At 75.1% G+C, this 25200-nt stretch carries 30 protein-coding genes; 14 read left to right on the top strand and 16 right to left on the bottom strand.

The features are described from left to right. The first annotated feature begins 6 nt into the window (after nucleotides 1–6). Together cydD and cydC are read left to right on the top strand one after the other, a co-directional pair. Complete coding sequence (gene cydD, locus BJ999_RS21820) at nucleotides 7–1632, top strand: thiol reductant ABC exporter subunit CydD (RefSeq protein WP_268247862.1); 1626 nt, start codon at nucleotides 7–9, stop codon at nucleotides 1630–1632. Beyond that, a complete protein-coding gene (gene cydC, locus BJ999_RS21815; protein WP_229810636.1) occupies nucleotides 1629–3365 on the top strand; it encodes a thiol reductant ABC exporter subunit CydC in 1737 nt (578 codons plus the stop codon). Before cydD ends, cydC begins: the two co-directional genes overlap by 4 nt. On the opposite strand, the gene pdxR is transcribed toward cydC, so the two are convergent. Next, the gene (gene pdxR / locus BJ999_RS21810; RefSeq protein WP_229810635.1) at nucleotides 3311–4888 is read right to left on the bottom strand and encodes a MocR-like pyridoxine biosynthesis transcription factor PdxR; all 1578 of its coding nucleotides are present in this window, start codon (nucleotides 4886–4888) and stop codon (nucleotides 3311–3313) included. The two genes, cydC and pdxR, sit on opposite strands and share 55 nt — an antisense overlap. Nucleotides 4889–4916: 28 nt before the next feature. Between pdxR and BJ999_RS21805 the strand changes: the two genes are divergently transcribed. Beyond that, entirely contained in the window at nucleotides 4917–5750 is an 834-nt protein-coding gene (locus BJ999_RS21805; RefSeq protein WP_218935169.1) for a class I SAM-dependent methyltransferase, read from the top strand. 33 nt (nucleotides 5751–5783) lie between these two features. Here the strand turns inward: BJ999_RS21805 and BJ999_RS42230 are convergent, their stop codons facing one another. From BJ999_RS42230 to BJ999_RS21760, 9 genes are all read right to left on the bottom strand, one after another. Beyond that, nucleotides 5784–6305: a gas vesicle protein K gene (locus BJ999_RS42230; RefSeq protein ID WP_179835011.1), complete on the bottom strand. Its 522-nt coding sequence runs from the start codon at nucleotides 6303–6305 to the stop codon at nucleotides 5784–5786. Beyond that, nucleotides 6302–6508, bottom strand: a complete 207-nt coding sequence (locus tag BJ999_RS21795; protein WP_229810634.1) for a gas vesicle protein — start codon at nucleotides 6506–6508, stop codon at nucleotides 6302–6304. Before BJ999_RS21795 ends, BJ999_RS42230 begins: the two co-directional genes overlap by 4 nt. Then, complete coding sequence (locus tag BJ999_RS21790; protein ID WP_179835010.1) at nucleotides 6505–7389, bottom strand: GvpL/GvpF family gas vesicle protein; 885 nt, start codon at nucleotides 7387–7389, stop codon at nucleotides 6505–6507. Before BJ999_RS21790 ends, BJ999_RS21795 begins: the two co-directional genes overlap by 4 nt. Next, complete coding sequence (locus BJ999_RS21785; protein WP_373292869.1) at nucleotides 7386–7781, bottom strand: gas vesicle protein; 396 nt, start codon at nucleotides 7779–7781, stop codon at nucleotides 7386–7388. Before BJ999_RS21785 ends, BJ999_RS21790 begins: the two co-directional genes overlap by 4 nt. A 6-nt stretch (nucleotides 7782–7787) precedes the next feature. Beyond that, nucleotides 7788–8045, bottom strand: coding sequence for a gas vesicle protein GvpO (gene gvpO, locus BJ999_RS21780; protein WP_179835009.1), 258 nt, complete (start codon nucleotides 8043–8045; stop codon nucleotides 7788–7790). A gap of 10 nt (nucleotides 8046–8055) precedes the next feature. Beyond that, entirely contained in the window at nucleotides 8056–8307 is a 252-nt protein-coding gene (locus BJ999_RS21775) for a gas vesicle protein GvpG (protein ID WP_179835008.1), read from the bottom strand. Nucleotides 8308–8313: 6 nt separating this feature from the next. Beyond that, a complete protein-coding gene (locus BJ999_RS21770) occupies nucleotides 8314–9102 on the bottom strand; it encodes a GvpL/GvpF family gas vesicle protein (protein ID WP_179835007.1) in 789 nt (262 codons plus the stop codon). After that, entirely contained in the window at nucleotides 9099–9536 is a 438-nt protein-coding gene (gene gvpJ, locus BJ999_RS21765) for a gas vesicle protein GvpJ (RefSeq protein WP_179835006.1), read from the bottom strand. The genes BJ999_RS21770 and gvpJ overlap by 4 nt, the downstream gene beginning before the upstream one ends. Nucleotides 9537–9737: 201 nt before the next feature. Continuing rightward, the gene (locus tag BJ999_RS21760) at nucleotides 9738–10109 is read right to left on the bottom strand and encodes a hypothetical protein (RefSeq protein ID WP_179835005.1); all 372 of its coding nucleotides are present in this window, start codon (nucleotides 10107–10109) and stop codon (nucleotides 9738–9740) included. Nucleotides 10110–10320: 211 nt separating this feature from the next. Here BJ999_RS21760 and BJ999_RS21755 point away from each other — a divergent pair, with 211 nt between their 5' ends. From BJ999_RS21755 to BJ999_RS21725, 7 genes are read left to right on the top strand one after another with little or no spacing between them, the layout of a single operon-like run. Then, nucleotides 10321–10941, top strand: coding sequence for a hypothetical protein (locus BJ999_RS21755; RefSeq protein WP_179835004.1), 621 nt, complete (start codon nucleotides 10321–10323; stop codon nucleotides 10939–10941). Beyond that, complete coding sequence (locus BJ999_RS43095; RefSeq protein ID WP_218935168.1) at nucleotides 10938–11204, top strand: monovalent cation/H+ antiporter complex subunit F; 267 nt, start codon at nucleotides 10938–10940, stop codon at nucleotides 11202–11204. Before BJ999_RS21755 ends, BJ999_RS43095 begins: the two co-directional genes overlap by 4 nt. 13 nt (nucleotides 11205–11217) lie before the next feature. After that, nucleotides 11218–11511, top strand: a complete 294-nt coding sequence (locus BJ999_RS21745) for a monovalent cation/H(+) antiporter subunit G (RefSeq protein WP_179835003.1) — start codon at nucleotides 11218–11220, stop codon at nucleotides 11509–11511. 7 nt (nucleotides 11512–11518) lie between these two features. Continuing rightward, entirely contained in the window at nucleotides 11519–11956 is a 438-nt protein-coding gene (locus BJ999_RS21740; protein ID WP_229810633.1) for a Na(+)/H(+) antiporter subunit B, read from the top strand. After that, complete coding sequence (locus BJ999_RS43090) at nucleotides 11953–12675, top strand: Na(+)/H(+) antiporter subunit B (RefSeq protein ID WP_179835002.1); 723 nt, start codon at nucleotides 11953–11955, stop codon at nucleotides 12673–12675. The genes BJ999_RS21740 and BJ999_RS43090 overlap by 4 nt, the downstream gene beginning before the upstream one ends. Further along, complete coding sequence (locus BJ999_RS21730) at nucleotides 12672–13025, top strand: sodium:proton antiporter (RefSeq protein WP_179835001.1); 354 nt, start codon at nucleotides 12672–12674, stop codon at nucleotides 13023–13025. Before BJ999_RS43090 ends, BJ999_RS21730 begins: the two co-directional genes overlap by 4 nt. Then, nucleotides 13022–14878, top strand: coding sequence for a complex I subunit 5 family protein (locus BJ999_RS21725; RefSeq protein WP_218935167.1), 1857 nt, complete (start codon nucleotides 13022–13024; stop codon nucleotides 14876–14878). The genes BJ999_RS21730 and BJ999_RS21725 overlap by 4 nt, the downstream gene beginning before the upstream one ends. Nucleotides 14879–14908: 30 nt before the next feature. On the opposite strand, the gene BJ999_RS21720 is transcribed toward BJ999_RS21725, so the two are convergent. Both BJ999_RS21720 and BJ999_RS21715 read right to left on the bottom strand, forming a co-directional pair. Beyond that, nucleotides 14909–15562, bottom strand: coding sequence for a hemerythrin domain-containing protein (locus BJ999_RS21720; RefSeq protein ID WP_218935166.1), 654 nt, complete (start codon nucleotides 15560–15562; stop codon nucleotides 14909–14911). Between the two features lie 81 nt (nucleotides 15563–15643). Continuing rightward, complete coding sequence (locus BJ999_RS21715) at nucleotides 15644–16465, bottom strand: LysR family transcriptional regulator (RefSeq protein ID WP_179835000.1); 822 nt, start codon at nucleotides 16463–16465, stop codon at nucleotides 15644–15646. Nucleotides 16466–16585: 120 nt separating this feature from the next. On the opposite strand from BJ999_RS21715, the gene BJ999_RS21710 reads away from it, so the two are divergent. Next, the gene (locus BJ999_RS21710; protein WP_229810632.1) at nucleotides 16586–17083 is read left to right on the top strand and encodes a nuclear transport factor 2 family protein; all 498 of its coding nucleotides are present in this window, start codon (nucleotides 16586–16588) and stop codon (nucleotides 17081–17083) included. 3 nt (nucleotides 17084–17086) lie between these two features. On the opposite strand, the gene BJ999_RS21705 is transcribed toward BJ999_RS21710, so the two are convergent. Continuing rightward, nucleotides 17087–17896 (bottom strand): TetR/AcrR family transcriptional regulator, encoded by an 810-nt coding sequence (locus tag BJ999_RS21705; protein ID WP_179834999.1) that lies wholly within the window; start codon nucleotides 17894–17896, stop codon nucleotides 17087–17089. 79 nt (nucleotides 17897–17975) lie between these two features. Here BJ999_RS21705 and BJ999_RS21700 point away from each other — a divergent pair, with 79 nt between their 5' ends. Further along, on the top strand, nucleotides 17976–20285 hold the full coding sequence (locus tag BJ999_RS21700) for an ATP-binding cassette domain-containing protein (protein ID WP_179834998.1): 2310 nt from the start codon (nucleotides 17976–17978) through the stop codon (nucleotides 20283–20285). Between the two features lie 43 nt (nucleotides 20286–20328). Here BJ999_RS21700 and BJ999_RS21695 read toward each other — a convergent pair whose 3' ends face one another. Next, a complete protein-coding gene (locus tag BJ999_RS21695; protein WP_179834997.1) occupies nucleotides 20329–20754 on the bottom strand; it encodes a VOC family protein in 426 nt (141 codons plus the stop codon). Nucleotides 20755–20860: 106 nt separating this feature from the next. Here BJ999_RS21695 and BJ999_RS21690 point away from each other — a divergent pair, with 106 nt between their 5' ends. Further along, nucleotides 20861–21850, top strand: coding sequence for a helix-turn-helix transcriptional regulator (locus BJ999_RS21690; protein ID WP_179834996.1), 990 nt, complete (start codon nucleotides 20861–20863; stop codon nucleotides 21848–21850). A gap of 46 nt (nucleotides 21851–21896) precedes the next feature. On the opposite strand, the gene BJ999_RS21685 is transcribed toward BJ999_RS21690, so the two are convergent. Beyond that, nucleotides 21897–22415, bottom strand: a complete 519-nt coding sequence (locus BJ999_RS21685) for a MarR family winged helix-turn-helix transcriptional regulator (RefSeq protein WP_179834995.1) — start codon at nucleotides 22413–22415, stop codon at nucleotides 21897–21899. A 275-nt stretch (nucleotides 22416–22690) separates the two neighbouring features. Between BJ999_RS21685 and rox the strand changes: the two genes are divergently transcribed. Then, complete coding sequence (gene rox / locus BJ999_RS21680) at nucleotides 22691–24133, top strand: rifampin monooxygenase (RefSeq protein WP_179834994.1); 1443 nt, start codon at nucleotides 22691–22693, stop codon at nucleotides 24131–24133. Here the strand turns inward: rox and BJ999_RS21675 are convergent. Then, the gene (locus BJ999_RS21675; RefSeq protein WP_179834993.1) at nucleotides 24121–25170 is read right to left on the bottom strand and encodes a hypothetical protein; all 1050 of its coding nucleotides are present in this window, start codon (nucleotides 25168–25170) and stop codon (nucleotides 24121–24123) included. The two genes, rox and BJ999_RS21675, sit on opposite strands and share 13 nt — an antisense overlap. Nucleotides 25171–25200: the final 30 nt, after the last annotated feature.

Below are 25200 nucleotides of genomic sequence, written 5' to 3'. Positions count from 1 at the left end.
GGCCGGGTGAAGGGTGTCGAGGGGCGTCTGCTGCGGCGGGTTCCTGGCGGGGTGATGGTCCTGCTGGGGGTGCTGGCGGCGGGTCAGGGTGTTCTGCTGGTGGTGCAGGCGGAGTTGCTGGTGCGGGCGGTGGCGGGCCTGGATGCGGGGCCGTTGCCGTGGGTGGCGGTGGTGGTGGCCGGGCGTGCGGTGCTGGCGTGGGTGGGGGCGCTGGTGGCGGGCCGGGCGGCGGCGCGGGTGAAGCGGGGGCTGCGGGGTGCGCTGCTGGAGAGGGCGGCGGGTGATGCGGGGGCGCGGGTGACGTTGCTGACCCGGGGGTTGGACGCGGTCGATCCGTTCTTCACTGGTTATGTGCCGCAGGTGGTGGCGGCGTGTGCGGTGCCGGTGGTGGTGTTGGTGCGGCTGGTGGCGGCGGATTGGGTGTCGGCGCTGGTGGTGGCGTTGACGGTTCCGTTGGTTCCGGTGTTCGGTGCGCTGGTGGGGATGCGGACGGCGGCGTTGACGGGCCGGCAGTGGGGGTTGCTGCACCGGTTGGGGGGTCATTTCCGGGACGTGGTGGCGGGGCTGGGGACGTTGCGGGCGTTCGGGCGGACCGGTCATCAGTCGGTGGTGGTGCGGGAGCTGGCGGGTGAGCATCGGCGGGCGAGTGTGCGGGCGCTGCGGGTGGCGTTCTTGTCGTCGCTGGTGCTGGAGCTGGTGTGCGCGTTGTCTGTGGCGCTGGTGGCGGTTCCGGTGGGGTTGCGGTTGCTGGGCGGGGAGATGGCCCTGGCGACGGGTTTGCTGGTGTTGGTGTTGACGCCGGAGGTGTTTCTGCCGTTGCGGGCGTTGGGGCAGCGTTTCCATGCGAGTGCGGAGGGGGTGGCGGCGGCGCGGGAGGTGTTCGCGGTGCTGGACGCGCCGGCTGTTTCCGGGTGCGGTGGCCGGGTCGTGGTGGGGGCGGGGGCGCCGGAGATCGTGCTGGAGGAGGTGACGGTCCGTTACGGGGGTGCGGCGGAGGCGGCGTTGGATCGGGTGTCGATGCGGGTGGGACCGGGTGAGCGGGTGGCGGTGACGGGGCCGTCGGGGGCGGGCAAGTCGACGCTGCTTCTGGTTCTGGCGGGGCTGGTGTCCCCCGATTCGGGGCGGGTGCTGGTCGATGGGGTGGATCTGGCGGAGCTGGATGTGGAGGCGTGGCGGGCGCGTGTGGGGTGGGTGCCGCAGCGTCCGCATCTGTTCGCGGCGTCGGTGGCCGACAACATCCGGCTGGGTGATCCGGGTGCCGGGGCGGGGCGGGTGGTGGAGGCGGCGCGGGCGGCCGCGGCGGACTTCGTCGGGGAGTTGCCGGAGGGGCTGTCGACGGTGCTGGGTGAGGGCGGTACGGGGTTGTCGGCGGGGCAGCGGCAGCGGCTGGCGATCGCGCGGGCGTTCCTGTCGGGGGGTCCGGTGATGCTGCTGGACGAGCCGACGGCGCGGCTGGATCTGCACAGTGAGCGGGTGCTGGTGGATGCGGCGGTGCGGTTGCTGGCGGGGCGGACGGCGGTGCTGGTGGCGCATCGTCCGGCGTTGCTGCGGGCGGCGGATCGGGTGGTGCGGTTGGAGGGCGGCCGGGTGTGCGCGGGGGCCGGTGGGCGGGTCGGCGAGGAGGCGGCGTGAGGGGCGCGTCGGGGGTGTGGGGTGCGGTGCGTCCGCACGCGGTGCGGCTGGTGGCGGCGGGTGCGGCGGGTGCGGCGGCGGAGCTGTGCGGGCTGGGGTTGATCGCGGCGGCGGCGTGGTTGATCGCGCGGGCGTCGCAGGGGCCGGAGCTGGGGGCGCTGTCGGTGGCGATCGTGGCGGTGCGGGGGTTCGCGCTGGCGAAGGGGTCGCTGCGGTATGTGGAGCGGCTGGCGGGGCATGACGCGGCGTTGCGGGCGCTGGCGGAGTTGCGGGGTCGGGTGTTCGACGCGTTGGCGGCGGCGCGTCCTGGGGCGCGGCGGGTGCGGGACGGTGACGCGCTGACGCGGATGGTGTCGGATGTGGACGCCGTCCAGGACCTGTTGCTGCGGTGTGTGCTGCCGGTGGCGGCGTCGGTGGTGTGCGGGGCGGCGGGGGTGGTGGTGTGCTCGCTGGTGGAGGTGTCGGCGGCGGGGGTGCTGGCGGTGGGTCTGCTGGTGGCGGGGGTGGTGCTGCCGGCGGTGGCGGCGGTGGCCGGTGGGCGGGCGGCGGCGCGGATGGCGGAGGGGCGTGAGGTGCTGGCGGTGCGGTCGCTGGATGTGCTGGAGGGGGCGCGGGATCTGGCGATGTTCGGTGCGTCGGGCCGGTATGCGGAGCGGGCGCGGGATGCGGTGCGGCGGTTGGAGGGGGCGGAGCGGTCGGCGGTGCGGGTCGCGGCGGTGGTGGCGGCGGCCGGGTTCGTGGTGCAGGGCGTGACGGTCGCTGTGGTGGCGTGGGTGGGGTTGCGTGCGGGTGTGGACGAGGTGGGTGCGGCGGTGCTGGCGTTGACGGCGCTGGTGGCGGTGGAGTCGGTGCTGCCGCTGGCGGGTGCGGCGCAGCGGTTGCGGGAGGTGGCGCCGGCGGTGCGGCGGGTCGGGGCGGTGCTGGCCGCTCCCCCGGTGCCGGGCCCGGCGCGTCCGGTGGTGGTGCCGCGGGGGCCGCTGGAGGTGGAGTTGCTGGGGGTGCGTGTCGCCTACGGGGAAGGGGCGGCGGTGGAGGGGGTGGCGCTGGACGGGGTGGATCTGCGGGTGGAGCGGGGCCGGCGGGTCGCGGTGGTGGGGGCGAGCGGCGCGGGCAAGAGCACCCTTTTGGCGGTGCTGTCCGGGGATGTGCCGGTGGCGGCGGGTGCGGTGCTGCTCGGGGGCCGGGACGTCGGCGCGTATGCGCCCGGGGATGTGCGGGCGGCGGTGCGGGGGCTGGCGCAGGACGCGCATGTGTTCGCCGCGTCGGTGCGGGCGAATCTGCTGCTGGCGCGTCCGGACGCGGGTGAGGCGCAGTTGTGGGCGGCGGCGGAGCGGGCGCGGTTCGGCGAGGTGGTGCGGGCGTTGCCGGACGGGTGGGACACCGTGGTGGGGGCGGGTGGGCGCGGCCTGTCGGGCGGGCAGCGGCAGCGGCTGCTGCTGGCGCGGGCGCTGCTGGCCGATCCGCCGGTGCTGGTGCTGGACGAGCCGACGGAGGGGTTGGATCCGGTGGCGGCGGACGCGGTGACGCGGGAGCTGCTGGAGGCGCCGGGTGGCGGGACGCTGCTGCTGGTCACGCATCGGCTGGCGGCGCTGGGGGCGGCCGACGAGGTGGTGGTGCTGGATCGGGGGCGGGTGGTGCAGCGGGGCCGGCATGAGGAGTTGCTGGCGGTGGCGGGCGCCTACCGCGACCTGTGGGAGGCCGAGCTTCTGGCCGCCCGGGCGGTGGCGTGCTGACCGTGGAGGTGGTGGAGGGCGCGGGCGAGGGCGGTGATGGCGTCGGTGATGGCCGAGGTGGGGACGGCGGCGTATCCGAGGACCAGTCCGGGCGGGTGGGGGCGTTGCGCGTGCCATGACAGCGGGTGGGTTTTGACGCCGTGTTCCAGTGCGGCCGCGGCGAGGTCGGCGTCGTTGAGGCCGTCTGGGGGGTGGCGGGGGAAGGTGATGGTCAGGTGCAGGCCGGCGGCGGCGCCGTGGACGGTCGCGGTGGGCAGGTGCGCGGCGATGGCCTCGATCATCGTGTCGCGGCGCCGGCGGTGGCGGCGGCGCAGCAGCCGCAGGGTGCGCTCCATGTCGCCGGAGTTCATGAGTTCGGCGAGGACGTGTTGCGGGAGGGCGGCGTTGCCGAGGTCGGCGAAGCGTTTCTCGGCGATGACGGCGTCCAGGTGCGGGGGCGGCGGCAGGATCCAGCCGATGCGCAGTGCCGGGGCCAGGAGTTTGGAGACGCTGCCGGTGTAGAAGGCGCGGTCGGTGAGCATGGAGCGCAGTGCGGGGACCGGGGGCCGGTCGTAGCGGTGCTCGGCGTCGTAGTCGTCCTCGATGACCAGGCCGCCTGTGGCGGCCCAGTGTGTGAGGTCGCGGCGGCGGTCGCCGCCGAGCACGACGCCGGTGGGGAACTGGTGGGCGGGTGTGAGCAGGACGGCGGGGGCGCCGGTGGCGCGCAGGCGGTCGACGCGGATGCCGGCGGCGTCGACGGGGACGGGCGGGGTGCCCATCCCCCAGTGCGCCAGGTGCTGGCGGACGCCGAGGGAGCCGGGGTCCTCCACGGCGATCCGGTCGATGCCGTCGTGGGCCAGGACGCGGGCGATGAGGCCGAGGGCCTGGGCGGTGCCGGCGACGATGACGATGCCGTCGGGGTCGGCGTGGATGCCGCGGTAGCGGGCGAGCCAGGCGGCGACCGCGGTGCGCAGTGCGGGGGTGCCGCGCGGGTCGCCGTAGCCGAGGCCGGCGGCGGGCAGGTCGCGCAGGACGGTGCGTTCGGCGCGCTGCCAGGCCGCGCGGGGGAAGGCGGCGAGGTCGGGCAGGCCGGGTGACAGGTCGATGCGGGCGGGCAGGTCGCGCAGGACGTCGAACACGTCCGCGCCCGGTTTCCCCGGGAACGGTTTCTCCGGGGATGGTGCGGGGTCCGGTGGTGAGGTGGGATCTCTGCGGGGCGGGCCGGTGGTGGGTGGGGCCGGGGTGAGGGGTGCGGCGACGACGACGGTGCCGGCGCGGCCGCGTCCGGCGAGGTGGCCTTCGTCGGCCAGGCGCTGGTAGGCCTCGGTGACCGCGCCGCGGGAGACGCGCAGGTCGGCGGCCAGGACGCGGGTGGCGGGCAGGCGGGCTCCCACGGGCAGGCGGCCGTCGGCGATGGCGTCGCGGAGCCGTCCGGCGAGCCAGTCGGCGAGCCCGCCGGGCGGGGCGTCGGCGGGGTCGAGTTGCAGGAAGTCCGACCCTCGCGTTATGGACCTGTCGTGTTCGCCGTCATTGGACCTGTTCACCATGCCATTGTGCGGCCACGGTGGACCCATGGAAACCACGATGGCGAGCGGCCCCGGCGGCTATGTGCACGGGTACTCGGGGCGGGAGGCGCGGCGGCTGGGTGACCAGGCCGATGTCCTGGCCGCGTTGCTGCACGACGGGACCGCCTACCCGGCGGGCAGCCGGGTGCTGGAGGCCGGCTGCGGTGTGGGGGCGCAGACGGTGCATCTGGTGTCGCGCTCCCCCGGCGTGCGCCTGACCGCGGTGGACCTTTCGCGCGCGTCCCTGGACCAGGCCCGCGCCCGCGTGGAGGCGTCCTTCCCCGCGGCGCGGGTGCGGTGGCGGTGCGCCGACCTGCGGGACCTGCCGTTCCCCGACGCGGCTTTCGACCACGTGTTCGTGTGCTTCGTGCTGGAGCATCTGCCCGATCCGTGCGCCGCGCTGGCGGGGCTGCGGCGGGTGCTGCGGCCCGGGGGGACCCTGACCGTCATCGAGGGCGACCACGGGTCGGCGTTCTTTCATCCCGACAGCGCCCACGCGCGCGCGGCGATCGCCCACCAGGTCGCGTTGCAGGCCGCGGCGGGCGGCGACGCCCTGCTCGGGCGGCGGTTGGGTCCGCTGCTGGAGGAGGCCGGGTACGCGCGGGTCGGTGTCGTCCCGCGGACCGTCTACGCCGACGGGGCGCGTCCCGACCTGGGCCGGGCCTTCACCCGCGACACCTTCGCCGCGATGATCGAGTCGGTCCGGGACGAGGCCGTCGCGGCCGGGCTGGCCACCCCGGCCGACTTCGACCGCGGGGTCGCCGACCTGCACCGCGCCGCGGGCCCCGAGGGCACGTTCCACTACACCTTCTTCAAGGCGACCGCCGTGAACCCGCGGTGAAAGCGGTGACCGTGGCCCGCCGGGCCGGGCCGGTCAGTTGTCCGGCAGGAGGGGGCCGAGCGGGCCGAGGTCGAGGTTGAGGTCGTGGTCGTCCAGGTCGAAGTGGTCCTTGAGCCGGGTCATCGCCTCGTCCAGGCGCATCAGCGCCAGCCCCAGGTCCTCGATCTGCTGGTCGCTGAGGTCGCCGCCCTCGGCGCGGCGCAGCGCCTGCCGCTCCATCAGCTGCCGGATCAGCTCGACCAGGGTCAGCACCAGCTTCACCAGGTCCCGCTCGACCGTCTCGGGGTCGGAGCGCAGCCGCTGCATCGTGCGCGAGGACCGCTCCCGCAGGTCCGCCTCCCGTACGGGCGCGGCGCGCACCGGGGCGTCCGCGGAGGACTCGGTGCGTCCCGCCAGGATGTCGTCGGTGAAGGGGTCTCCCACCGCGGGGTCGCGCACCGACACCTCCCCGCTCACCGGCTCGCTGCTCCCCCGCCCGCGCTCGCCGCGCGTGCGGGGTTCACGGCCGGTCTCCCGGGGGGTGCGGTGAGGGGGCTCGTGGCCGGGTCGGCTCATGGTCGTTCCTCCTCGGGCAGCAGTTCGTCGCGGACGGAGGTGATCAGCGCCCGCAGGGACACCTCCACCAGGTCCACGCCCGCGATCGAGATGACCAGGTCGCCGGTGATGACGACACCGCCCGCCAGGAGCCGGTCCAGCAGGTCGACCAGCGCGATCCGCTCCATCGGGGCGTCGCGGCCCTGGTCCAGCAGGGCCGTCACATCGCCCCCGGCTCGATGAAGGAGTAGGGCGGCCAGGGCCCCGTCACCTCCACCTCGATGCCCGCCAGCTTCTCGGCGGCCGCCCGCGTGACCGCCAGGAACCCCTCCACCTGCTCCTCGTCCAGCAGGTAGGCGACGTTGAGGATCTGCGTGCCCGACCGGCCCGACAGCCGCGGGTCCTGCGGCGGGTGGTGCCGGGACGCCACGGCGTGGTCGGCGAGCTCGGCGTGCACCGCGTCGGCCTGCTCGCCGACCCGGCGCCCGGCGTCGGCGCGGCGTCGGCGCTCCTGCTGCCGGCGCCGCAGGTACGCGGTCCCGGCCCCGCCGGACGAGCCGCCCGCGGGATCTTCGGCCGGGGGCTCGGCGCCCGGCGCGGGCCCCTCACCGGCGCCGGGGCCGTCCTGCTCGGCGTCGCCGCGCAGCAGTTCGGGGTCGGCGTAGGCCTTCACGCCCCACTCCGAACGGCCGGTGATCAGGTCGAGGACCTCGGTGAAGCGGCCGCCCTCGTCCGAGAGCACCTCGGCGACGCGCGTGTCGTCGCGGTAGATGGTCGCGATCCGCACGGGCGCGGTGGGGGCGGCGTGCGCGGCCCGGTCCACCACGTCGTGGTGGGCGCGGGCGGTGGCCTCCAGCCACTCCAGGTCCTCCAGGTTGGCGCGCAGAGCCGCCTCGCCGTACTCGGCGAGCCGGACGGTGCTGACCAGGGCGGTCAGCCCGGCCGCGACGACGCCGCGCACCGGCGCGCCGGCCACCCCGGCGGTGTCGCCCAGCGCGGCCGGGTCCAGGCCCCGCGCCACCCCGTACAGGTAGACGCCGGTACCGGCCGGGTCGGCGGTGCCGTGGGCGCCGGCGGTCTCGCCGGCGAACCCGGGGGCGGTCATGATGGGGACTCCTTCCCGTCTCCGGTCGGTTCGGCGGCTCCGTCGGCGCCCGCCTCCAGGGCGGCCAGGCGTTCGCGCAGCCGCCGGTTCTCCTCCAGCAGCTCGCGGTCGCCCTGGCCGTCCACCTCCTTCTGCCGGGCCTTGGAGGACAGGGACGGGTCGTGCTCCCACCAGTCGATGCCCATTTCCTTGGCCCGGTCCACCGACGCCACCAGCAGCCGAAGCTTGATCGTCAGCAGTTCGATGTCCAGCAGGTTCACCCGGACGTCCCCGACGATCACGATCCCCTTGTCGAGGATGCGTTCCAGCAGGTCGGCCAGGTTGGCGCCCTGCCGTTCCCCGGCCATCGACCGCGCCGGGGAGCGCTGGCCCGTCCAGGAGATCTCACTCACAGCCGCTCAGTTCCTCTCGACTCGTCCGCGGGCATAGCGGCCGGCGCGCCGGTAGCTCACCAGCTCCCCGTCCTCGTCCACCTCGGTGTCGTAGACCGCGAGGATGTCCGCGGAGTCCGGGATGCGGTGGGTCTCCACGACCTCCACCTTGACGCGCCAGCCCTCCTCAGTGCGCTCCATTCCCACGACGCTCTCGGCCCGGCGGCCGGTCATCGCGGTGACGTGCTCCACCGCCATTGCGGCGGCCTTGGACGCGGACAACATGACCGGCCTCCTAGCCGCCCGGCTGGTAGCCGCGGGCGCGGCCCTCGTTCAACCGGTGGATCAGCTCCTCCTCGCGCTCGGCGGCCTCCTCCTCGGTGATCTCGCCGGCGGCGGCCTCGTCGGCCACCTGCTGCATCTCCGCGGCGATCCGCCCCGGGTCGTACAGCTGCGCCTCGGCCTGCTCGGTCAGGGTCTCGGCCAGCCACATCACGCCCTTGACGGGTGCCAGGGGCGCCGTGACCAGCCCGGTGAAGAATCCCATCGCCGCTCATGCCTCCGGAACGAAGTCGTAGGGCGGCAGGGGCCCGATCAGCCGGATGCGGATCCGGTCGCCGTGCTCCTGGCCCAGCTTCTCCACGGCCTCCTCGAACGCGGCGCGGCGGTCGGCGCGGACCAGGAACGAGGCGTCCAGGACGTCCTCCTCCCTGGCCGGGGTCTTGCGCGTGAACGCCTCGGCCGCCGAGGCCGCCCCGTCCAGCAGGACCTGCTCGTCGCTCTCCCGGAGCCGCTGCATCGACTGCGCGATCAGCTCGCCGAGCCGGACCCGGTCGTAGTAGACCGCGTCGGCGGCGTCGGCCGGGACCTCCCGCAGCCGCTGCGCCAGCTCGGCTACCTCCGGGTCGTTCTGCATGATCTCCCGCAGCACCGCGTCCTCGACGTAGGTGCCCTTGACGCGCAGCTCGACGCGGCCCTCCAGCTGGTCCAGGACCTGCCCGAAGCGGTCGGAGTTGCCGGCCAGCAGTTCCTTCTCCACCGCGTCGCGGTCGGCCAGCGCCGCCCCGAACCGGAACGGCAGGACCACGGTCCCGGCGTCGACCAGCGCGTTCAGCACCCGCTGGTGCGCCACCAGGTCGGCGCGCTCGCCCAGGGCCCGGTCGGCCGGCAGGTCGCTGACGACCGCGGCGGCCACACCGCCGTCCTCGACCAGCGACACCGTCCCGTCGTCCAGCCCGGCCAGGTCCGGTGGCAGCGCCACGCCCGACCGGGTCACCCCGTACACGTACTGCGGGATCCGGTTCCCGGCCTCAGAGCCGCCGGGGGTCTGAGGCGTGCTCATTCTTCCTCGTCCTCCTTCTTGCGCGACGAACGGCGCCGCGCGGGCTGCTTGTCGTCCTCGTCCTCGTCGGAGCCGCCGCCGAAGGTCTCCTTCAGCCGGTCCTGCGCCCCTTCCAGGGCGCCGCGCGTCTTCTTCTTGGCGCCGGACTCCTGCATGCCGCCAACGAACTCCGGCAGACCCTGCGAGGTGCCGTCGTGAGCGATGTCCAGACGGTTCACCGCCTCGGCGAACCGCAGGTAGGTGTCGACACTGGCGACGACGATCCGCACGTCGATCGTGAGGATTTCGATTCCCACCAGCGAGACCCGCGCGTACAGGTCGATGACCAGACCCTTCTCCAGGATCAGGTCGACCACGTCGGCGAGGCCGCTGCCGGAACCGCCGCGCTGCACGACATTGCTGCCCGAAGTCTGCTGGGCGATCGGCCCAGTCATGTGATCGCTCCTTCTGGGGGTTGACCCGTTGGGGGGTTGAGCATGACCCCCGGTGTACCCGCCTCGGCCTCCCTAAACAGGGGATCTGTTTCCGGTTATGTGCCGGTCAGGACGAAATGTCCGTGCCAGCACGTGCGACGCCCCCGCAGAACGGGTTCTGCGGGGGCGTCGCCCTCGTCGGAAATTCCGGGAGGCCGGAGGTCAGCGCTTCCGGGCGGTGAGACGCCCGACGACGATCCCGGCGACGGCCGCCCCCGCCACCGGCGCCGCCCGCAGGAACCGGCCGAGCGTGAGGAGCTTGGCCAGCCCCGCCGCGCGGCCGGGCAGCGCCGCCACCTGGCCGCCGGCCCGCGCGACTCCCGTCCCCGCGGTCTTCGCCGCGCCCTGCGCGGTGTCCTTTGCGGTGTTCGTCGTGCTCTTGGCAGTGGCCGTCGTGCTCTTGGCGGTGCCCTTCGTGGTGTCCTTGGCGGCCGTGCCGGCGGCCTCGGCCTTGCCCGCCGCCTTGCCCGCCGTCCTGCTGACGTTCTTGCTCGCTTGTCCGGACCCGTTGCCCGGGACCGAGGGGGTCTTCATCGTCCGTCCTTCCGTCGGGGGGATCTTCCTGCCGAACCGGTGTGCCGCCGCGGCGGTACACCGGCGAAGAATCACGTTCGTCGGCCGTAACGCGGCCTACCCCACCCGGCCACCGCAAACATGCGAACCGCCCGTGCACAGGGATCTGGCGGGGCGCGGCGGGCGGCCGGCGCCGACGGTTGGAACCCTCGCTCCGGGTATGCCGAAACCCATGCCACCCGATGAGCCGCCGTGCGCACCGGCACCGCCGCCGCGCCCCGGCCCAGCCCGGCAGGCCGCCGAGCCGCTGGCCTGGTGGACGGCGCTGCTGGCGGTGTACCTGGCGCTGGTGCCCGCCATCTCCCCCACCGAGATCACCGTCGGAGCGCTCACGGCCGCCGTGGGAGCCGCCGCCGCGGTCGCCGCGCGCCGGGTCCTGCTCACCACCGGCACCGCCCGCCCGCCCGGGAGCGGCCGCGAACCCGCCGCCGGCCGCGACGCGTCCCGGCGGCCCGTCGCGCCCGTCCGGCTGCTCCTCCCACCGCTGGCGCGGCTGCCCGCCCAGATCGTCGCCGACACCGCCCGCATCACCGTGCGCGGCGCGACCGGCGGGCACTGGACGACGCCGGCCGCCCCGCCCGGCCCCGCCGCCCGCGGCGCCGCGACCCTGCTGATGTCGGCCTCCCCCGGCACCTACGTCGGCGGCGTCGACCCCGAACGCGGGCTGCTGCGCGTGCACCGCCTGACCGGCCCCTCGCCGTTCGAACGGAGCCTGCGCCGCGCCGGGCTCATCGACGACCCGCCCGCGCAGGGGCCGCGCGAGGGAGGACCGCGCGAGGGAGGACCGCGGTGAAGACCGACGTCGCGGGCACCGCGCTGCCCGCCTTGGCCGTCATGGCCGGCGCGCTGCTGCCGGCGCTGCTGGCCACCCTGCGCGGACGGCCCGCCGGACGGCTGGCCGGGTTGATCGTCACAGGGCCGCTGGTCACCATGGCGCTGGTGCTGCTGGCCGCCGCCTACGGCCGGCCCGCCTACCTCGACGTCGCCCTGGTGCTGGCGCTGCTGTCGTTCGCCGGGTCCCTGGTGTTCGCCCGGTTCCTGAGCCGGACCCTGTGAAAGGGGGCCAGCGATGTCCCTGGACCTGCTCGCCGACGTGCTGACCTGGGCCGGAACCGCCCTCGCCGTCGCCGCCGGGATGCGGCTGCCCCTCACCCGCGGCGCCGCTGCCCGCCTGCACACCGTCGCGCCCGTCACCGTCCTGGCCGCGCCGCTGCTGATCACCGGGCTGGCGCTGCGGCCCTGGTCGTCCTGGCACGACGTCGCCAAGCTCGCCGTCATCGCCGTCCTGCTCGCCGCGACCGGCCCCGCCACGCTCGCCACCGCCGGGCAGGCCGTCGAACGCGCCGCCGGCCGATCGGAGTGAACCCGCCGTGACCATCGCGACCGCCCTCACCTCCGCGCTCACGACCGCGATCACGACCGCGCCGGCGCACGTGGCGGCGGACGCGCTGTCCGGGCCGCTCGCCGACGCCCTCATCGCCGCCGCCCTCGCCCTGGCCGCGCTCATGGCCACCGCCGTCGTCCTGACCCGCGACACCGTCCGCCAGGCGATCGTGCTGTCGGGCTACGGGATGGTCCTCGGCCTGCTGTTCCTCATCCTCCAGGCGCCCGACGTCGCGATGTCCCAGATCGGCGTCGGGACCGTCCTGCTGCCGCTGCTGGTCGTGCTGGCCCTGCACGCCACCCGCCGCTACCGCGACACCGGCGACGAACCACCCGCCCGGGACGGCACCGAACGCGGACAGGGCGCTGGAAGGAGCGGAGGACAGGGCGCGGGCGGACGCGGCGGCGGGCAGGCGCCCCGGTGAGGCCCCGCACCCGCGTCTCGCTGTTCGCCGCAGGCGCCGCCGGGACCGCCGCCCTGTTCACCGCCGGGACGCTCGGCCTGCCCGCCTTCGGCGGCTCCCTGCACCCCTACGCCGACCGCGCCGTCCACCAGGCCGTGCGGCGGGGCACCCCCAACGTCGTCTCCTCCGTCAACTTCGACCAGCGCGCCTTCGACACCCTCGGCGAGGAGCTCATCCTGCTGTCGGCCGCGCTCGCCGCCGTGGCGCTGCTGCGCGTCGTGCGCAGCGAGGACGAGCGCGACGGCGCCACCCGCCGGCACGGGCCCGCCGAGGCGTCCGACGCGCTGCGCATCGTCGGCCACCTGCTGCTGCCCCTCACCCTGCTCATCGGCGTCTACATCGTCGCGCACGGCGCCCAGTCCCCCGGCGGCGGCTTCCAGGGCGGCCTCGTCCTCGGCACCGCCATCCACCTGCTCTACCTGGCGGGCGACTACCCCGCCCTGCAGCGCCTGCGGCCCATCCCGGTGTTCGAGTCCACCGAGGCCGTCGCCGCCGCCGCGTTCGTCCTGCTCGCCCTCGCCGCCGCCGGGGCCTCCCCCGCCGCACGCGTCCCCGCCCTCAACACCGCCGTCGGGATCGAGGTCGGCTGCGCCCTGGTCCTGCTGCTCGGCAAGTTCTTCGAACAGGCCCTCCTGGTCCGCGAGCACCGCGGAACCGGCGACCCGCGGGAGCCCACGTGAGCACCGTCCCCTACCTCACCGCCGGCTGGATCATGCTCGTCGGCCTCTACGGCGTCGTCACCACCCGCGACCTCGTGCACGCCGTGGTGTGCCTGTCGGTCACCCAGTCCGGCACCTACGTGCTCCTCCTGGCCATCGGCTACCGCTCCGGCGCCACCGCACCGGTGTTCTCCGACCGCCCGCCGCCCCCCGCCGGCGGGCCCGTCACCGACCCCGTCGTGCAGGCCATGACCCTCACCGACATCGTCGTCGGCGCCACCGTCACCGCGCTGCTGCTCGCCCTGGCCGTCCAGGTCGCCAAACGGCGCGGCACCCTGGACCCCGGCGACCTGCGCCCCCTCGAACCGTGATCCTGCAGGCCACCGTCGCGCTGCCCGTCCTGGTCGCCGCCCTGCTCGCCGCCACCGGACGGTGGCTGCCGCGCCCGGCCGTCGACATCACCGCCCTGGCCACCGCCGCCGCCGTCACCGCCCTGACCGCCCTCACCCTCGCCCGCGCCCCCCACCGCCCGCAGGTCACCTGGCTCGGCGGCTGGGGCCCGGGCACCGGCGTCGGCGTCCCCCTGGCCGCCGACCCCCTCGCCGCCGCGCTCGCCTGCGTCGCCGCCGCCCTCACCCTGGCCGCGCTGGCGTTCTCCTGGCGCTACTTCACCGAGATCCAGGCGATCTTCCACGCGCTCATCCTGCTGTTCCTGGCCTCCATGTGCGCGTTCGTCTACACCGGCGACCTGTTCGACGCCTTCGTGTTCTTCGAGCTGATGAGCGTCGTGGCGTTCGCGCTCACCGGCTACCGCTCCGAGGAGCCCGCCACCGTCCACGGCGCCCTCAACTTCGGCATCGTCCAGTCCCTGGGCGCCTACCTCACCCTCGCCGGCATCGGCCTGATCTACGGCCGCACCGGGCAGCTCGGACTCGCCGCCATCGGCCGCCACCTGACCGGCGGCCCCCACCCGCGCCCGGACGCCCTGATCACCGCCGCGTTCGTGCTCATCTGCACCGGCTACCTGGTCAAGGCCGCCGCCGTCCCCTTCCACTTCTGGCTCGCCGACGCCCACGCCGTCGCCCCCACCCCCGTGTGCGTCCTGTTCTCCGGCGTCATGGTCGAACTCGGGGTGTACGGGGTCGCGCGGACCTACTGGGCCGTGTTCCCCGGGCTGGTGCCGCTGCGCGCCGTCGCCGTCCTCGGCGCCGCCGCGGCGCTGCTCGGCGCGGTCATGTGCGTCCTGCAGCACCACGTCAAGCGGCTGCTGGCCTACTCCACCATCAGCCACGCCGGGCTGCTGCTGGTCGGCGTCGCCGCCGGCACCCCCGCGGCGCTGTCGGGCACCGCCTACTCCCTGGCCGGGCACGCCGGCGTGAAGGGCGCGCTGTTCCTGGCCGCCGGGGCGCTGCTGAACCGGTTCCAGAGCGTCGACGCCCGCGACCTGCGCGGACGCGGACGCGTCATGCCCGTCACCGGCGCCGTCGTCCTCACCGGCGCGCTGTGCCTGGCCGGGCTCCCGCCGTCGGGGCTGTTCGCCGGGCACTCGGTCACCGAGCACGCCGTCCTGGAGCAGGGCTGGTGGTGGTTCACGCCCTTGTCCATCGCCGCGTCCGCCGTCACCGCCGGCGCCGTCCTGCGCGTGTGGCTGGTGGTGTGGCGCGGCATGCCCCTGCGCCGCGACCCCGGCGAAACCGGCTCCCGGGGCGGCGCGGCGGGAGAGCACGGACCCGCGGGGCAGGAAGAGCGGGAGGGGCCCGAGACGCCCTTCACCCTCGCGTCCATCCCCTGGGTCATGGTCGCGCCCGCGGTCGCGCTGCTGGCCGCGGGCCTGGCGATCGGGCTGCTGCCCGGCGGGCCCGTCGCCGACGCCGCCGCGATGTTCGCCGACCGCGACGCCTACGCCGCCCTCGTCCTGGACGGCCGCCTCACCCACCCGCACGCGCCGCCCGCCGAGCCCTGGACGCTCGCGGGCCTCGCCGGATCGGCCGTCACCGTGCTACTGGCGCTGGGGGTCGCCGCCGCCGGCGTCCGCCGCGCCGCCCCGACCCGCCCGGCGGGCACGGCCGCCGCACGCCCCGCACGGGGCCGCGCCCCACTGGCACGCGCGGTCGGCGCCGCCACCCGCCGCCTGCACGAACTGCACTCGGGCCACGTCGGCGACTACGCCGCCTGGCTTACCGCCGGCGTTGCCGTCCTGGCCCTGCTCACCGCACGCTTCTGAACCCCTGGCCCGCCCCCCGGCCGGCGCGGGTCAGATGCTCCAGAGGCGGCGCTTGCGGTAGCGGGGCTCCCACATCACCCGGTTCAGCTCCCGCAGCGGCTTGGGCAACGCCGTGAGGAACCGGCTGCGCTCCACCGGCCCGATCCCGTCCACCACCCACGGGACGAACAGCGGTGTCCCGGCCTCGCAGCGGCCCTGCGCCTCGGCGGCCAGCGCCCGCCACTCCGCAACCGCCAGTACCGACTCCGCCAGCGGCAGCGCACTCCTCTCCTCGTGCAGCAGGTACCGCTCCAACGCCTCGCGCAGCTCCCGCACCGCGGCCGGCAGGTCGCCCGCCCCCGCCGCGTCCTGCCCTGCCGCGCCTCCCATCGCCTCGTCGACGCGGGCGATCAGCGGGGCCAGCCGGGCGTGGTCGGCGCGTACCTCCTCCAGCACGGCCCGCTCGGCCCGGCGCCCCGCCACCGCGCGCTCCACCCGCGGCCACAGCCACCCGTCCTCCAGCTCCTGGTGCAGGCGGATCTGCTCCTTGAGGTTCTCCCAGCCCGCGCGCACGTGCGACGCCCGGCCCTTGCCCGCCGCCGCGGCCGCCGTGAGCCGGTCCAGGTCCCGGCGGAACGCGTGGTGGGGGGCGTACAGGAGGGTGCGGCAGGTCATGTCGCGCGGCTGGACCGCGAAAGTCTCCATACCTACAGGAGGCTTTCGGCGGCCCCGATGTGACGTCCGGCGCGTCCGAGAGACGCACTTCACACGCCGTGCGCCGCCCGGTCAGCCGTCGCCGGCGGCGAGCAGGTCCACGGCCGCGCGGGCGAACGCGCGGACCCGGGCCGTCTCGGCGCCCGCCCGCCACGCCAGGCCCCACTCCAGCGGCGGCGCGTCGTCGAGCGGCACGTAGGCGACGTCGGGACGCGCGTGGTAGCGGCGGGTGTGCGCGCCCACGCACAGCACCCCCTCACCCGCGCCGACGCGTGTGAGCAGCTCCGCCGCCGACGCCCCGGGCGGCTCGGGCAGCACGTCCACCCGGGCCAGATCCGCCCGCGACACCGCGGCGCGCCGCGCGAACGGATGCCCGGACGGGACGGCCAGCATGCGCGCCTCCCGCACCAGCACCGGACCGGCCGCCACGCCCGGCTCCTCCAGCGGGAACGCCGCCAGGCACACCTCGGCCCCGCCGTCGCGCAGCCACGCCGCGACCTGCCCGGGCCGCGCCTCCCGCAGCACCACCCGGCAGCCCGGCTCCCGCGCGCGCAGCAGCTCGGCCGCGCCGGCCAGAAGCTGCCCCGCCGCCGCGTCGGTGAACGCGGCCGTCAGCGTGCCGGTGACCCCGCGCCCCTCCTCGACGGCCCGCCGCACCGCGGCGCCGATCCGCTCCCACGCCGGACCGAGCTCACCGGCCAGCCGCGCTCCCGCCGGGGTCGGCTCCACCCGCCGCGACGTCCGGTCGAACAGCCGCGTCCCCACCCGGCGCTCCAGCCCGCGGATCGTCTGGCTGACCCGCGCCGTCGACACGCCCAGCCGCTCGGCCGTCCGCCCGAAGTGCAGCTCCTCGGCCAGCACCAGCAACGCCTCGATCTCATGCCGCTCCAGCACCCCGCACCCCCCGATCGTTAAGCGTGGATTCACGATCGTTGCACGATGCGGCGTTGATCGCCACGGCGCCCGCCGCGAGGCTGGACGCGCCACCGACACCCGACCCGCAGGAGAACAGCCGTGTACGTCACCCGCCCGCACGCCCTGGCCGCCGACGCCGGCGCCACCGAGCTGCGCGACCGCGCCGAGATCGTCGACGCGCTGTACCGGTTCGGGCTCGGCCAGGACCTGGCGGACCGCGCGCTGCTGGCCTCCGCGTTCGCCGAGGACTCCGTGCTGGACTTCCGCCCGGCCGCCGCGACGTGGGGCGGCGAGCCGCCGCTCATGACCGGGCGCGACACGATCGTCGACACGATCCTGCGCGGATTCGAAGGGCGGGTGACCACCACCCACCAGGTCGCCAACCCCCGCGTCGAGGTCGACGGCGGCACCGCCCGCCTGACCGCGCTGGTCGAGGCCCAGCACCTGCTCACCGCCGACCGGTCCGTGCACGCCCTGCTGAAGAACCTCTACGACGTCGACCTCGTCCGCGCCGGGGACGGGCCCGGCTGGGTGATGCGCCGCGTCGTCATCGACAACGTCTGGCTCACCGGCGACCCCGTCGCGATCTTCGGCTGACCTTCAGCCGTCAGCGGCCGCGCCGGGGTCGCCCTGGGCGGCGAGGGAGGCGGCGATGCCGTCCAGGACCAGCGCCAGGCCGCCCTCGAACGCCTCCCGCGCCGCCTGCTCCAGATAGGGGACGTCCTCGGCGCCGCCGAGGGCGTCCTCGGCGTTCAGCCGGGCCACCAGCGGGAAGCGCTCGGTGAACCCGGGCGCCAGCGCCTCCAGGGCCCCGGCCCGGCCGTACCACCACTGCTCCTCCGACAGGCCCGTGGCCCGCACCGCCTGCCGCGACTCGGCGAGGGTCTGTGCCGCGCCGCGCACCACGCTCGACAGCGCCGACACGGCGCGCCGCACCCGCCGCGCCGGAAGCCCGGTGGGGGCCAGCACGCCCAGCAGCGCCTCCAGCGCCCGGTACTCGTTCGGGCCGAGCACCGGGCGCGCCTGCGACACCTGCAGCATCCACGGATGCCGCAGGTAGAAATCCCAGGAGTCCTGCGCCCACCGGGTCAGCGCCGCCCGCCAGCCGTCCGCGGCGTCGTAGCCGCCGGGCAGCTCGGCCAGCGCGCGGTCGTACATCAGGTCCACCAGCTCGGCCTTGCCTGGCACGTAGGTGTACAGGGCCATCGCCGTGCGCCCGAGCCGCTCCCCGACCGCGCGCATCGACAGCGCCGCCATCCCCTCGGCGTCCGCGACGGCGATCGCGGTGTCCACGATCACCTCCACGCTCAGCCCCGGCCGCGGCCCCGGCCCCGTGCGGGGCGCGTCCGCGCCGCGCCACAGCAGGTCCATCGAGCGGCGGGGGTCGCCCTGCCCGGCGAAGACGACCAACGTGCATCTCCTTATGCCATAAACTATCGAAACCGAAGAATTCTTTACGCCCTAAGATATCAAGCGATTGAGGAAGCCCATGCCCCTCCAGCCGACGACCGCGCAGCCCGAGCCGCACGCCGGCGCGCTCCGGGCCGCCGACGCCCACGACGTGATCGAGGTCCGCGGCGCGCGGGAGAACAACCTGGCCGACATCAGCCTGGACGTCCCCAAGCGCCGCCTGACCGTGTTCACCGGGGTGTCGGGGTCGGGCAAGTCGTCCCTGGTGTTCGGCACCATCGCCGCCGAGTCGCGGCGCCTGATCAACGAGACCTACACCGCGTTCGTGCAGGGCTTCATGCCGAGCGTCGGCCGCCCCGACGTCGACGCGCTGCGCAACCTCAGCGCCGCGATCGTGGTCGACCAGGAGCGGATGGGCGCCAACTCCCGCTCCACCGTCGGGACGGCGACCGACGCCCACACCATGCTGCGCATCATCTTCAGCCGGATCGGCGAACCGCACGCCGGCACCTCCTCGGCGTTCAGCTTCAACAACGCCGAGGGCATGTGCCCCGACTGCGAGGGACTCGGCCGCGCCTCCCGCGTCGACCTGGACCAGCTGGTCGACCGGGACCTCTCGCTCAACGAGGGCGCCCTCACCGTCCCGGGGTTCGCCGTCGGGTCCTGGTACTGGAAGGTGATCGCCGACTCGGGGCTGTTCGACCCGGACGCCAAGCTGCGCGACTATACCCCCGCCCAGTGGGACGACCTGCTCCACAAGCCGCCCACCAAGGTCAAGAGCAGCGGCGTCAACATCACCTACGAGGGCCTGCTGCTCAGGGTCAAGCGCCTCTACCTGGACAAGGACACCGAGTCGCTGCAACCCCACATCCGCGCGTTCGTCGAACGCGCCGTCGCGTTCAGCGCCTGCGGGGCCTGCGGCGGCGCCCGCCTCAACCCCGCCGCCCTCGCCAGCCGCATCGCCGGGCTCAACATCGCCGACTGCGCCGCCATGCAGATCAGCGACCTGGCCGCCTTCCTACGCGAGATCACCGATCCGTCCGTCGGACCGGTGCTGGCCACCCTGCAGGGCACCCTGGACTCCCTGGTCGAGATCGGCCTGGGCTACCTCAGCCTGGACCGCGAGTCCCCCACCCTGTCGGGCGGCGAGGCCCAGCGCGTCAAGATGGTCCGCCACCTCGGCTCCAGCCTCAGCGACATCACCTACGTCTTCGACGAGCCCACCGCCGGCCTGCACCCCCACGACATCGCCCGCATGAACGACCTGCTGCTGCGCCTGCGCGACAAGGGCAACACCGTCCTGGTCGTCGAGCACAAACCCGAGACCATCGCGATCGCCGACCACGTCGTCGACCTCGGCCCCGGCGCCGGCGCCGAGGGCGGCCGGGTCTGCTACACCGGCGACCTCTCCGGGCTCCGCGCGTCCGCCAGCCTCACCGGGCGCCACCTGGACCACCGCGCCCGGCTGCGCGAGAAGGTCCGCGAGCCGTCGGGGCACCTGGCCATCAAGGGCGCGAACCTGCACAACCTCAAGGACGTCGACACCGAGATCCCCCTCGGCGTCCTCACCGTCGTCACCGGCGTCGCCGGATCGGGCAAGAGCTCCCTGATCCACGGGGCGCTGCCCGGCCGCGACGGCGTCGTCGTGGTCGACCAGTCCCCCATCCGCGGGTCCCGCCGCAGCAACCCCGCCACCTACACCGGGCTGCTGGACCACATCCGCGCCGCCTTCGCCAAGGCCAACGGCGTCAAACCCGCCCTGTTCAGCGCCAACTCCGAGGGCGCCTGCCCGGCCTGCAAGGGCATCGGGCTGGTCTACACCGACCTGGCGATGATGGCCGGCGTCGCCTCGGTGTGCGAGCAGTGCCAGGGCCGCCGCTACACCGCAGAGGTCCTCACCTACACCCTGCGCGGCAAGGACATCAGCCAGGTCCTGGCCATGCGCGTCGCCGAGGCCCGCGAGTTCTTCACCGCCGGGCAGGCCCGCGCCGTCCTGGACCGCCTCTCCGACGTCGGCCTGGGCTACCTCGGGCTGGGCCAGCCCCTCACCACCCTGTCCGGCGGGGAGCGCCAGCGCCTCAAGCTCGCCATCCACATGGCCGAGAAGGCCGCCACCTACGTCCTGGACGAGCCCACCACCGGCCTGCACCTGGCCGACGTCGACCAGCTCCTGGCCCTGCTGGACCGGCTCGTCGACGGCGGCAACACCGTCATCGTCATCGAGCACCACCAGGCCGTCATGGCCCACGCCGACTGGATCATCGACCTCGGTCCCGGCGCCGGCAGCGACGGCGGCCGCGTCGTGTTCACCGGCACGCCCGCCGACCTGGTCGCCGGCGCCGACACCCTCACCGCCCGCCACCTGCGCGACTACGTCCAGCAGGCCTGACCCGCCCCGGCCCGCCGGCACCCGGCGGGCCGCCGGGGCGACCTCAGCGCTGCGCGCCCTCGGCCAGCACCTCCAGGTAGTGCGGGTTGGACATCACGCCCAGCACGTTGCCGAACGGGTCCACCACCGACGCGGTCACGAACCCCGTCCCCTCGCCCCGCTCGGTGATCTTCTCGTGCAGCCGCGCGCCCATGCCCAGCAGCCGCTCCACCGCCGCCTCCAGGTCGTCCACGTGCCAGTACATAACCGCCCCGCCCGGACCCGCCGGCGGCCCTCCCGGACGGAACCGGGCGTCGACCAGCCCCAGCTCGTGCTCGTAGTCGCCCACCCGGAACTCGTAGTAGGCGGCGCGGCCGTCCGGGCCGGCGACGCGGTAGTACGGCTGGGCCCCCAGCAGGTCGGCGTACCAGTCCTTGGCCGCCTCCAGGTCGTCCGCCCAGAAGTTGATGGTGGCGAATCCCCGCAGCATGTCGTGCCTCCCGATCCCCGGGACCGGACGTTCCGGCCCCGATGCCCACGACGTTAGACGGCCAATAGGTCACCCAACGTCCTACTGGCGCGGCAGGATGGAAGACATGCGCGATCCGTCCGGACGGCTCCTCCAGATGCTGTCCCTCCTGCAGACGCCCCGCGAATGGTCGGGCACCGAGCTGGCCGAGCGGCTCGGCGTCACCGCCCGCACCATCCGCCGCGACATCGACCGCCTGCGCGACCTCGGCTACCCCGTCCACGCCACCCACGGCAACACCGGCGGCTACCGGCTCACCGCCGGCGCCGCGATGCCGCCGCTGCTGCTGGACGACGACGAGGCCACCGCCATCGCGATCGGCCTGCGCAGCGCCGCGGCGGGCGCCGTCTCCGGCATCGAGGACACCTCGCTGCGCGCCCTGGCCAAGCTCGAACAGGTCCTGCCCCACCGGCTGCGGCACCGCGTCGCCGCCCTCACCGAGGCCGCCGTGCCCCTCCCGCCGCAGGACGGCGCGCCGCCCGCAGCCGACCCCGCCGTCCTGGCCCTGCTCGCCGCCGCCTGCCTCACCCGCGAGAAGGTCCGCTTCACCTACACCGCCGCCGACGGCAGCGGCACCCGCCGGCTGGCCCAGCCCCACCGCCTCGTCACCGCCGGCCGCCGCTGGTACCTGGTCGCCCACGACGAGGACCGCGCCGACTGGCGCACCTTCCGCGCCGACCGCGTCACCGACCCCCACCGCACCGGCGTGCGCGGCCCCGAACTCCGCCTGCCCGGCGGCGCCGACGCCGCCTCCTGGGCCATGGACACCCTGGCCGGCGGATCGGGCACGATCCGGGCGCGGCTGCTGCTGCACGCCCCCGTCCAGGAGGCCGCCGAGCACGTCACCGCCTGGCAGGGCGTCCTGGAACCCGCCGACGACCGCACCTGCCTCCTGCACACCCGGTCGGACTCGATGCGCTTTCTGGCCTACCGCGTCACCCTGCTGCCCATCGACTACACCCTGCTGGACCCGCCCGAACTCGCCGACCACCTGGCCGTCATCGCCGACCGCGCCACCCGCGCCATCCGTCCCTTCACCGCACCCGCCGCCTCCTGAGCACCGCGCGAGAGCCGAACCGCCCGCCGGCGCGCGGCCGGGGACCTCAGCGCTCGCCGGACGGGGAGCCCAGGGTCGTGTCGCCGAGCGACTCCAGCAGCGTGCGCAGGGCGGCGGCGAGGTGCCCGCGCTCGTCCGGCGACAGCGCCGCCAGCAGGCGCTCCTCGTTGGCGGCGTGCAGGCCGACCAGCTCGTCCACGATCTCCAGGCCGCGCGGCGCCAGCCGGATCCGCACCGACCGCCGGTCACCGGTGTCGCGCACCCGCTCCACCAGGCCCTTGGCCTCCATCCGGTCGATCCGGTTGGTGATCGCCCCCGAGGTGACCATCGCCGCCCGCAGCAGCGCCCCCGCCGTCAGCTCGTAGGGGGCGCCGTGCCGGCGCAGCGTCGCCAGGACGTCGAACTCCCAGCTCTCCAGCCCCCGTGCGGCGAAGAACTCCTTCAGCTCCCGGCCGAGCAGCGACTGCGCCCGCGAGATCCGCCCGACGACGCCCATCGCCGACACGTCCAGGTCGGGACGCTCGCGGCGCCACTGCGCCAGGATCGCGTCCACCGCGTCCGCCATTCCCACCCTCCCGCGACAATCTCAATGTTGAGATTATCAATCGGGCAAGGCCCCGGGGGAACATGGCGCAGCACACGACCTGTGCGACGCGGGAAGGAGGACGGATTCACTCCTTCCATTTTCAACTTATAGCCGACCAGGGGGCTTGCGGCAAGACCCGGGTCGTGCCGCAGAATCGTCGGCCGAGGCCGGTACCTGCGTGAACGGGGACGCGGCGTGCGCCGGCGCACCGCCGGTGCAGCCGGCCGAGAACCGCTCTCAGACGGGGGAAATTCATGATCGACGTGATCGTGGTCGGCGGCGGGCCGACCGGCCTGATGCTGGCCGGCGAGCTGCGACTGCACGGCGTGCACGTCCTGGTCCTGGAGAAGGAGACCGAGCCGACCCCCTACGTCCGCGCCCTCGGCCTGCACGTGCGCAGCATCGAGGTGATGGACCAGCGCGGCCTGCTGGAGCGGTTCCTCGCGCACGGCAGGAAGTACCCGCTCGGCGGCTTCTTCGGCGCCATCAGGAAACCCGCACCCGACCGGCTCGACACCGCCCACCCCTACGTCCTCGGCATCCTGCAGCCCACCACCGACCGGCTGCTGGCCGAACGCGCCGCCGAGCTCGGCGCCGAGATCCGGCGCGGCTGCGAGGTGGTCGGGCTGAGCCAGGACGACGACGGGGTGACCGTCGAGCTGGCCGACGGGACGCGGCTGCGCTCGCGCCACCTCGTCGGCTGCGACGGCGGCCGCAGCACCGTCCGCAGGCGCCTCGGCGTCGGGTTCCCCGGCGAACCCTCCCGGGTCGAGACGCTGCTGGGCGAGGTGGAGCTCACCGCTTCGCCGGAGACGCAGGCCGCGGTGATGGACGAGGTCCGCAAGACCCAGAAGCGGTTCGGGATCATGCCCCTCGCGGACGGGGTCTACCGCGTCGGCGTGCCCGCCGAGGGCGTGGCACAGGACCGCTCGGCCCCGACCACCCTCGAGGAGTTCAAGCACCAGCTGCGGGCCGTCGCCGGCACCGACTTCGGCGCGCACTCCCCCCGCTGGCTGTCCCGCTTCGGCGACGCCACCCGGCTGGCCGAGCGCTACCGGGTCGGCCGGGTCCTGCTGGCCGGCGACGCGGCGCACATCCACCCGCCCACCGGCGGGCAGGGCCTCAACCTCGGCATCCAGGACGCGTTCAACCTCGGCTGGAAACTCGCCGCCGAGGTCGCCGGCACGGCGCCGGAGGGACTGCTGGACACCTACCACGCAGAACGGCACCCGGTGGCCGCCGACGTGCTGGACAACACCCGCGTGCAGATGGAACTGCTGTCCACCGAGCCGGGCCCCCTCGCCGTGCGGCGGCTGCTGTCGGAACTGATGGACTTCGACGAGGTGAACCGGTACCTCACCGAGAAGATCATCGCGATCGGGGTCCGCTACGACCTCGGCGGCGAGCACCCGCTCGTCGGCCGCAGGCTCCGGGACATCGGGCTGAAGAAGGGCCGCCTCTACGAGCTGATGCACGACGGCCGCGGACTGCTGCTCGACCAGACCGGCCGCCTCTCGGTCGCGGGCTGGGCGGACCGCGTCGACCACGTCGTCGACGCCGGCGAGGAACTCGACGTGCCCGCGGCCCTGCTACGCCCGGACGGCCACGTGGCATGGGTCGGCGACGACCAGACGGACCTGCTCGGCCCCATGGCCAGGTGGTTCGGCGCTCCCACCGCTCCGCCTCACAGGCCTTGAGACACCTCGGGGCCGGTGGCGAGGCGGTGGTCCAGGCGGTGGAGCAGCAGGACCATCGCCGCTCCGATGACGGCGAGGCCGGCGGTGTCGAGCGGGTGGCGGGTGTGGGAGACGAGGCCGAAGGCGGTATGGGCGACGAGCGCCCCGGTCACGGCGGCCAGCCGGTGGCGGGGCGTCCAGCCGTCCGCCGCGCCCCATCGGCGCAGCGCCCACGCGGCGGCGCCGGCGACCGCCGCGGCGGCGGCCATCGGCAGCGGCGCCCACGTGCGGGGCAGGAACGCCGGATGGTGCGCGCCGGCGAAGGGGAACAGCAGCGCCAGGAAGGCGAAGGCCGCGACGGCGCACACGGCGCCGAGCCGGAACAGGCCGGGGACGGGTCCCCCGGCACCGGCCGGACCGCGGCCCGCGCGGTGCGGGAGCACGGCGAGCGCCGCCACCGCCGCCGCGGCCGCCAACCCCAGGATCACCCCGGCGGCGCGCCCGGACAGCAGGTAGCCGGGGTCCTCCGACGGAGGCACCGACACCCGCAGCAGCCCCACCCCCAGCAGCGCCGCGGCGGCGGTGCCGACGAGCCCCGCGCGCCGCAGATAGGGCGTCCGGCCGAGGTCGCGGAACATCAGCTCGGCCAGCGCGATCGGCAGCAGGACGCTGAACACCGCGTGGTAGGGCAGGTTCAGCTCGGCGTAGGGGGCGTTGATCCCCCACGGCCTGGGCCCCCACCCGGCGGCATCGTACAGATGGGGGCTGGTGAGGCTCTGCAGCGCGAGCCCCTCCTCGACCAGCCCGTAGGCCAGGCCCATCAGCAGCAGGGCTCCCGTTCCGCCGCCCGTCCGGCGCACCGCCTCGCGGATCAGCAGGACCCCGGCCCCGTAGATCGGCACGTAGAGGACGACCAGCCACAGCATCCTCACGGGGATCGAGCCGAGGGTGAGCTCGGCGACGGCGGGCGCCAGGAGCACCAGCGCCAAGGCGGCGCGCCGCTGCCGGCGCCGCTGCGCGCGGCCCGCCCGGAGCGGCCGGTTTCGAGGAAGGACCATCCCCCGACGGTAGGGGCGGGACCCGCCTTC

The sequence above is a fragment of the Actinomadura citrea genome, from assembly GCF_013409045.1.
In the GTDB taxonomy this organism is placed as follows: Bacteria; Actinomycetota; Actinomycetes; order Streptosporangiales; family Streptosporangiaceae; genus Spirillospora; species Spirillospora citrea.
Note: the sequence above shows the minus strand (reverse complement) of the source record. Positions and strands in the feature narration are given on the sequence as shown.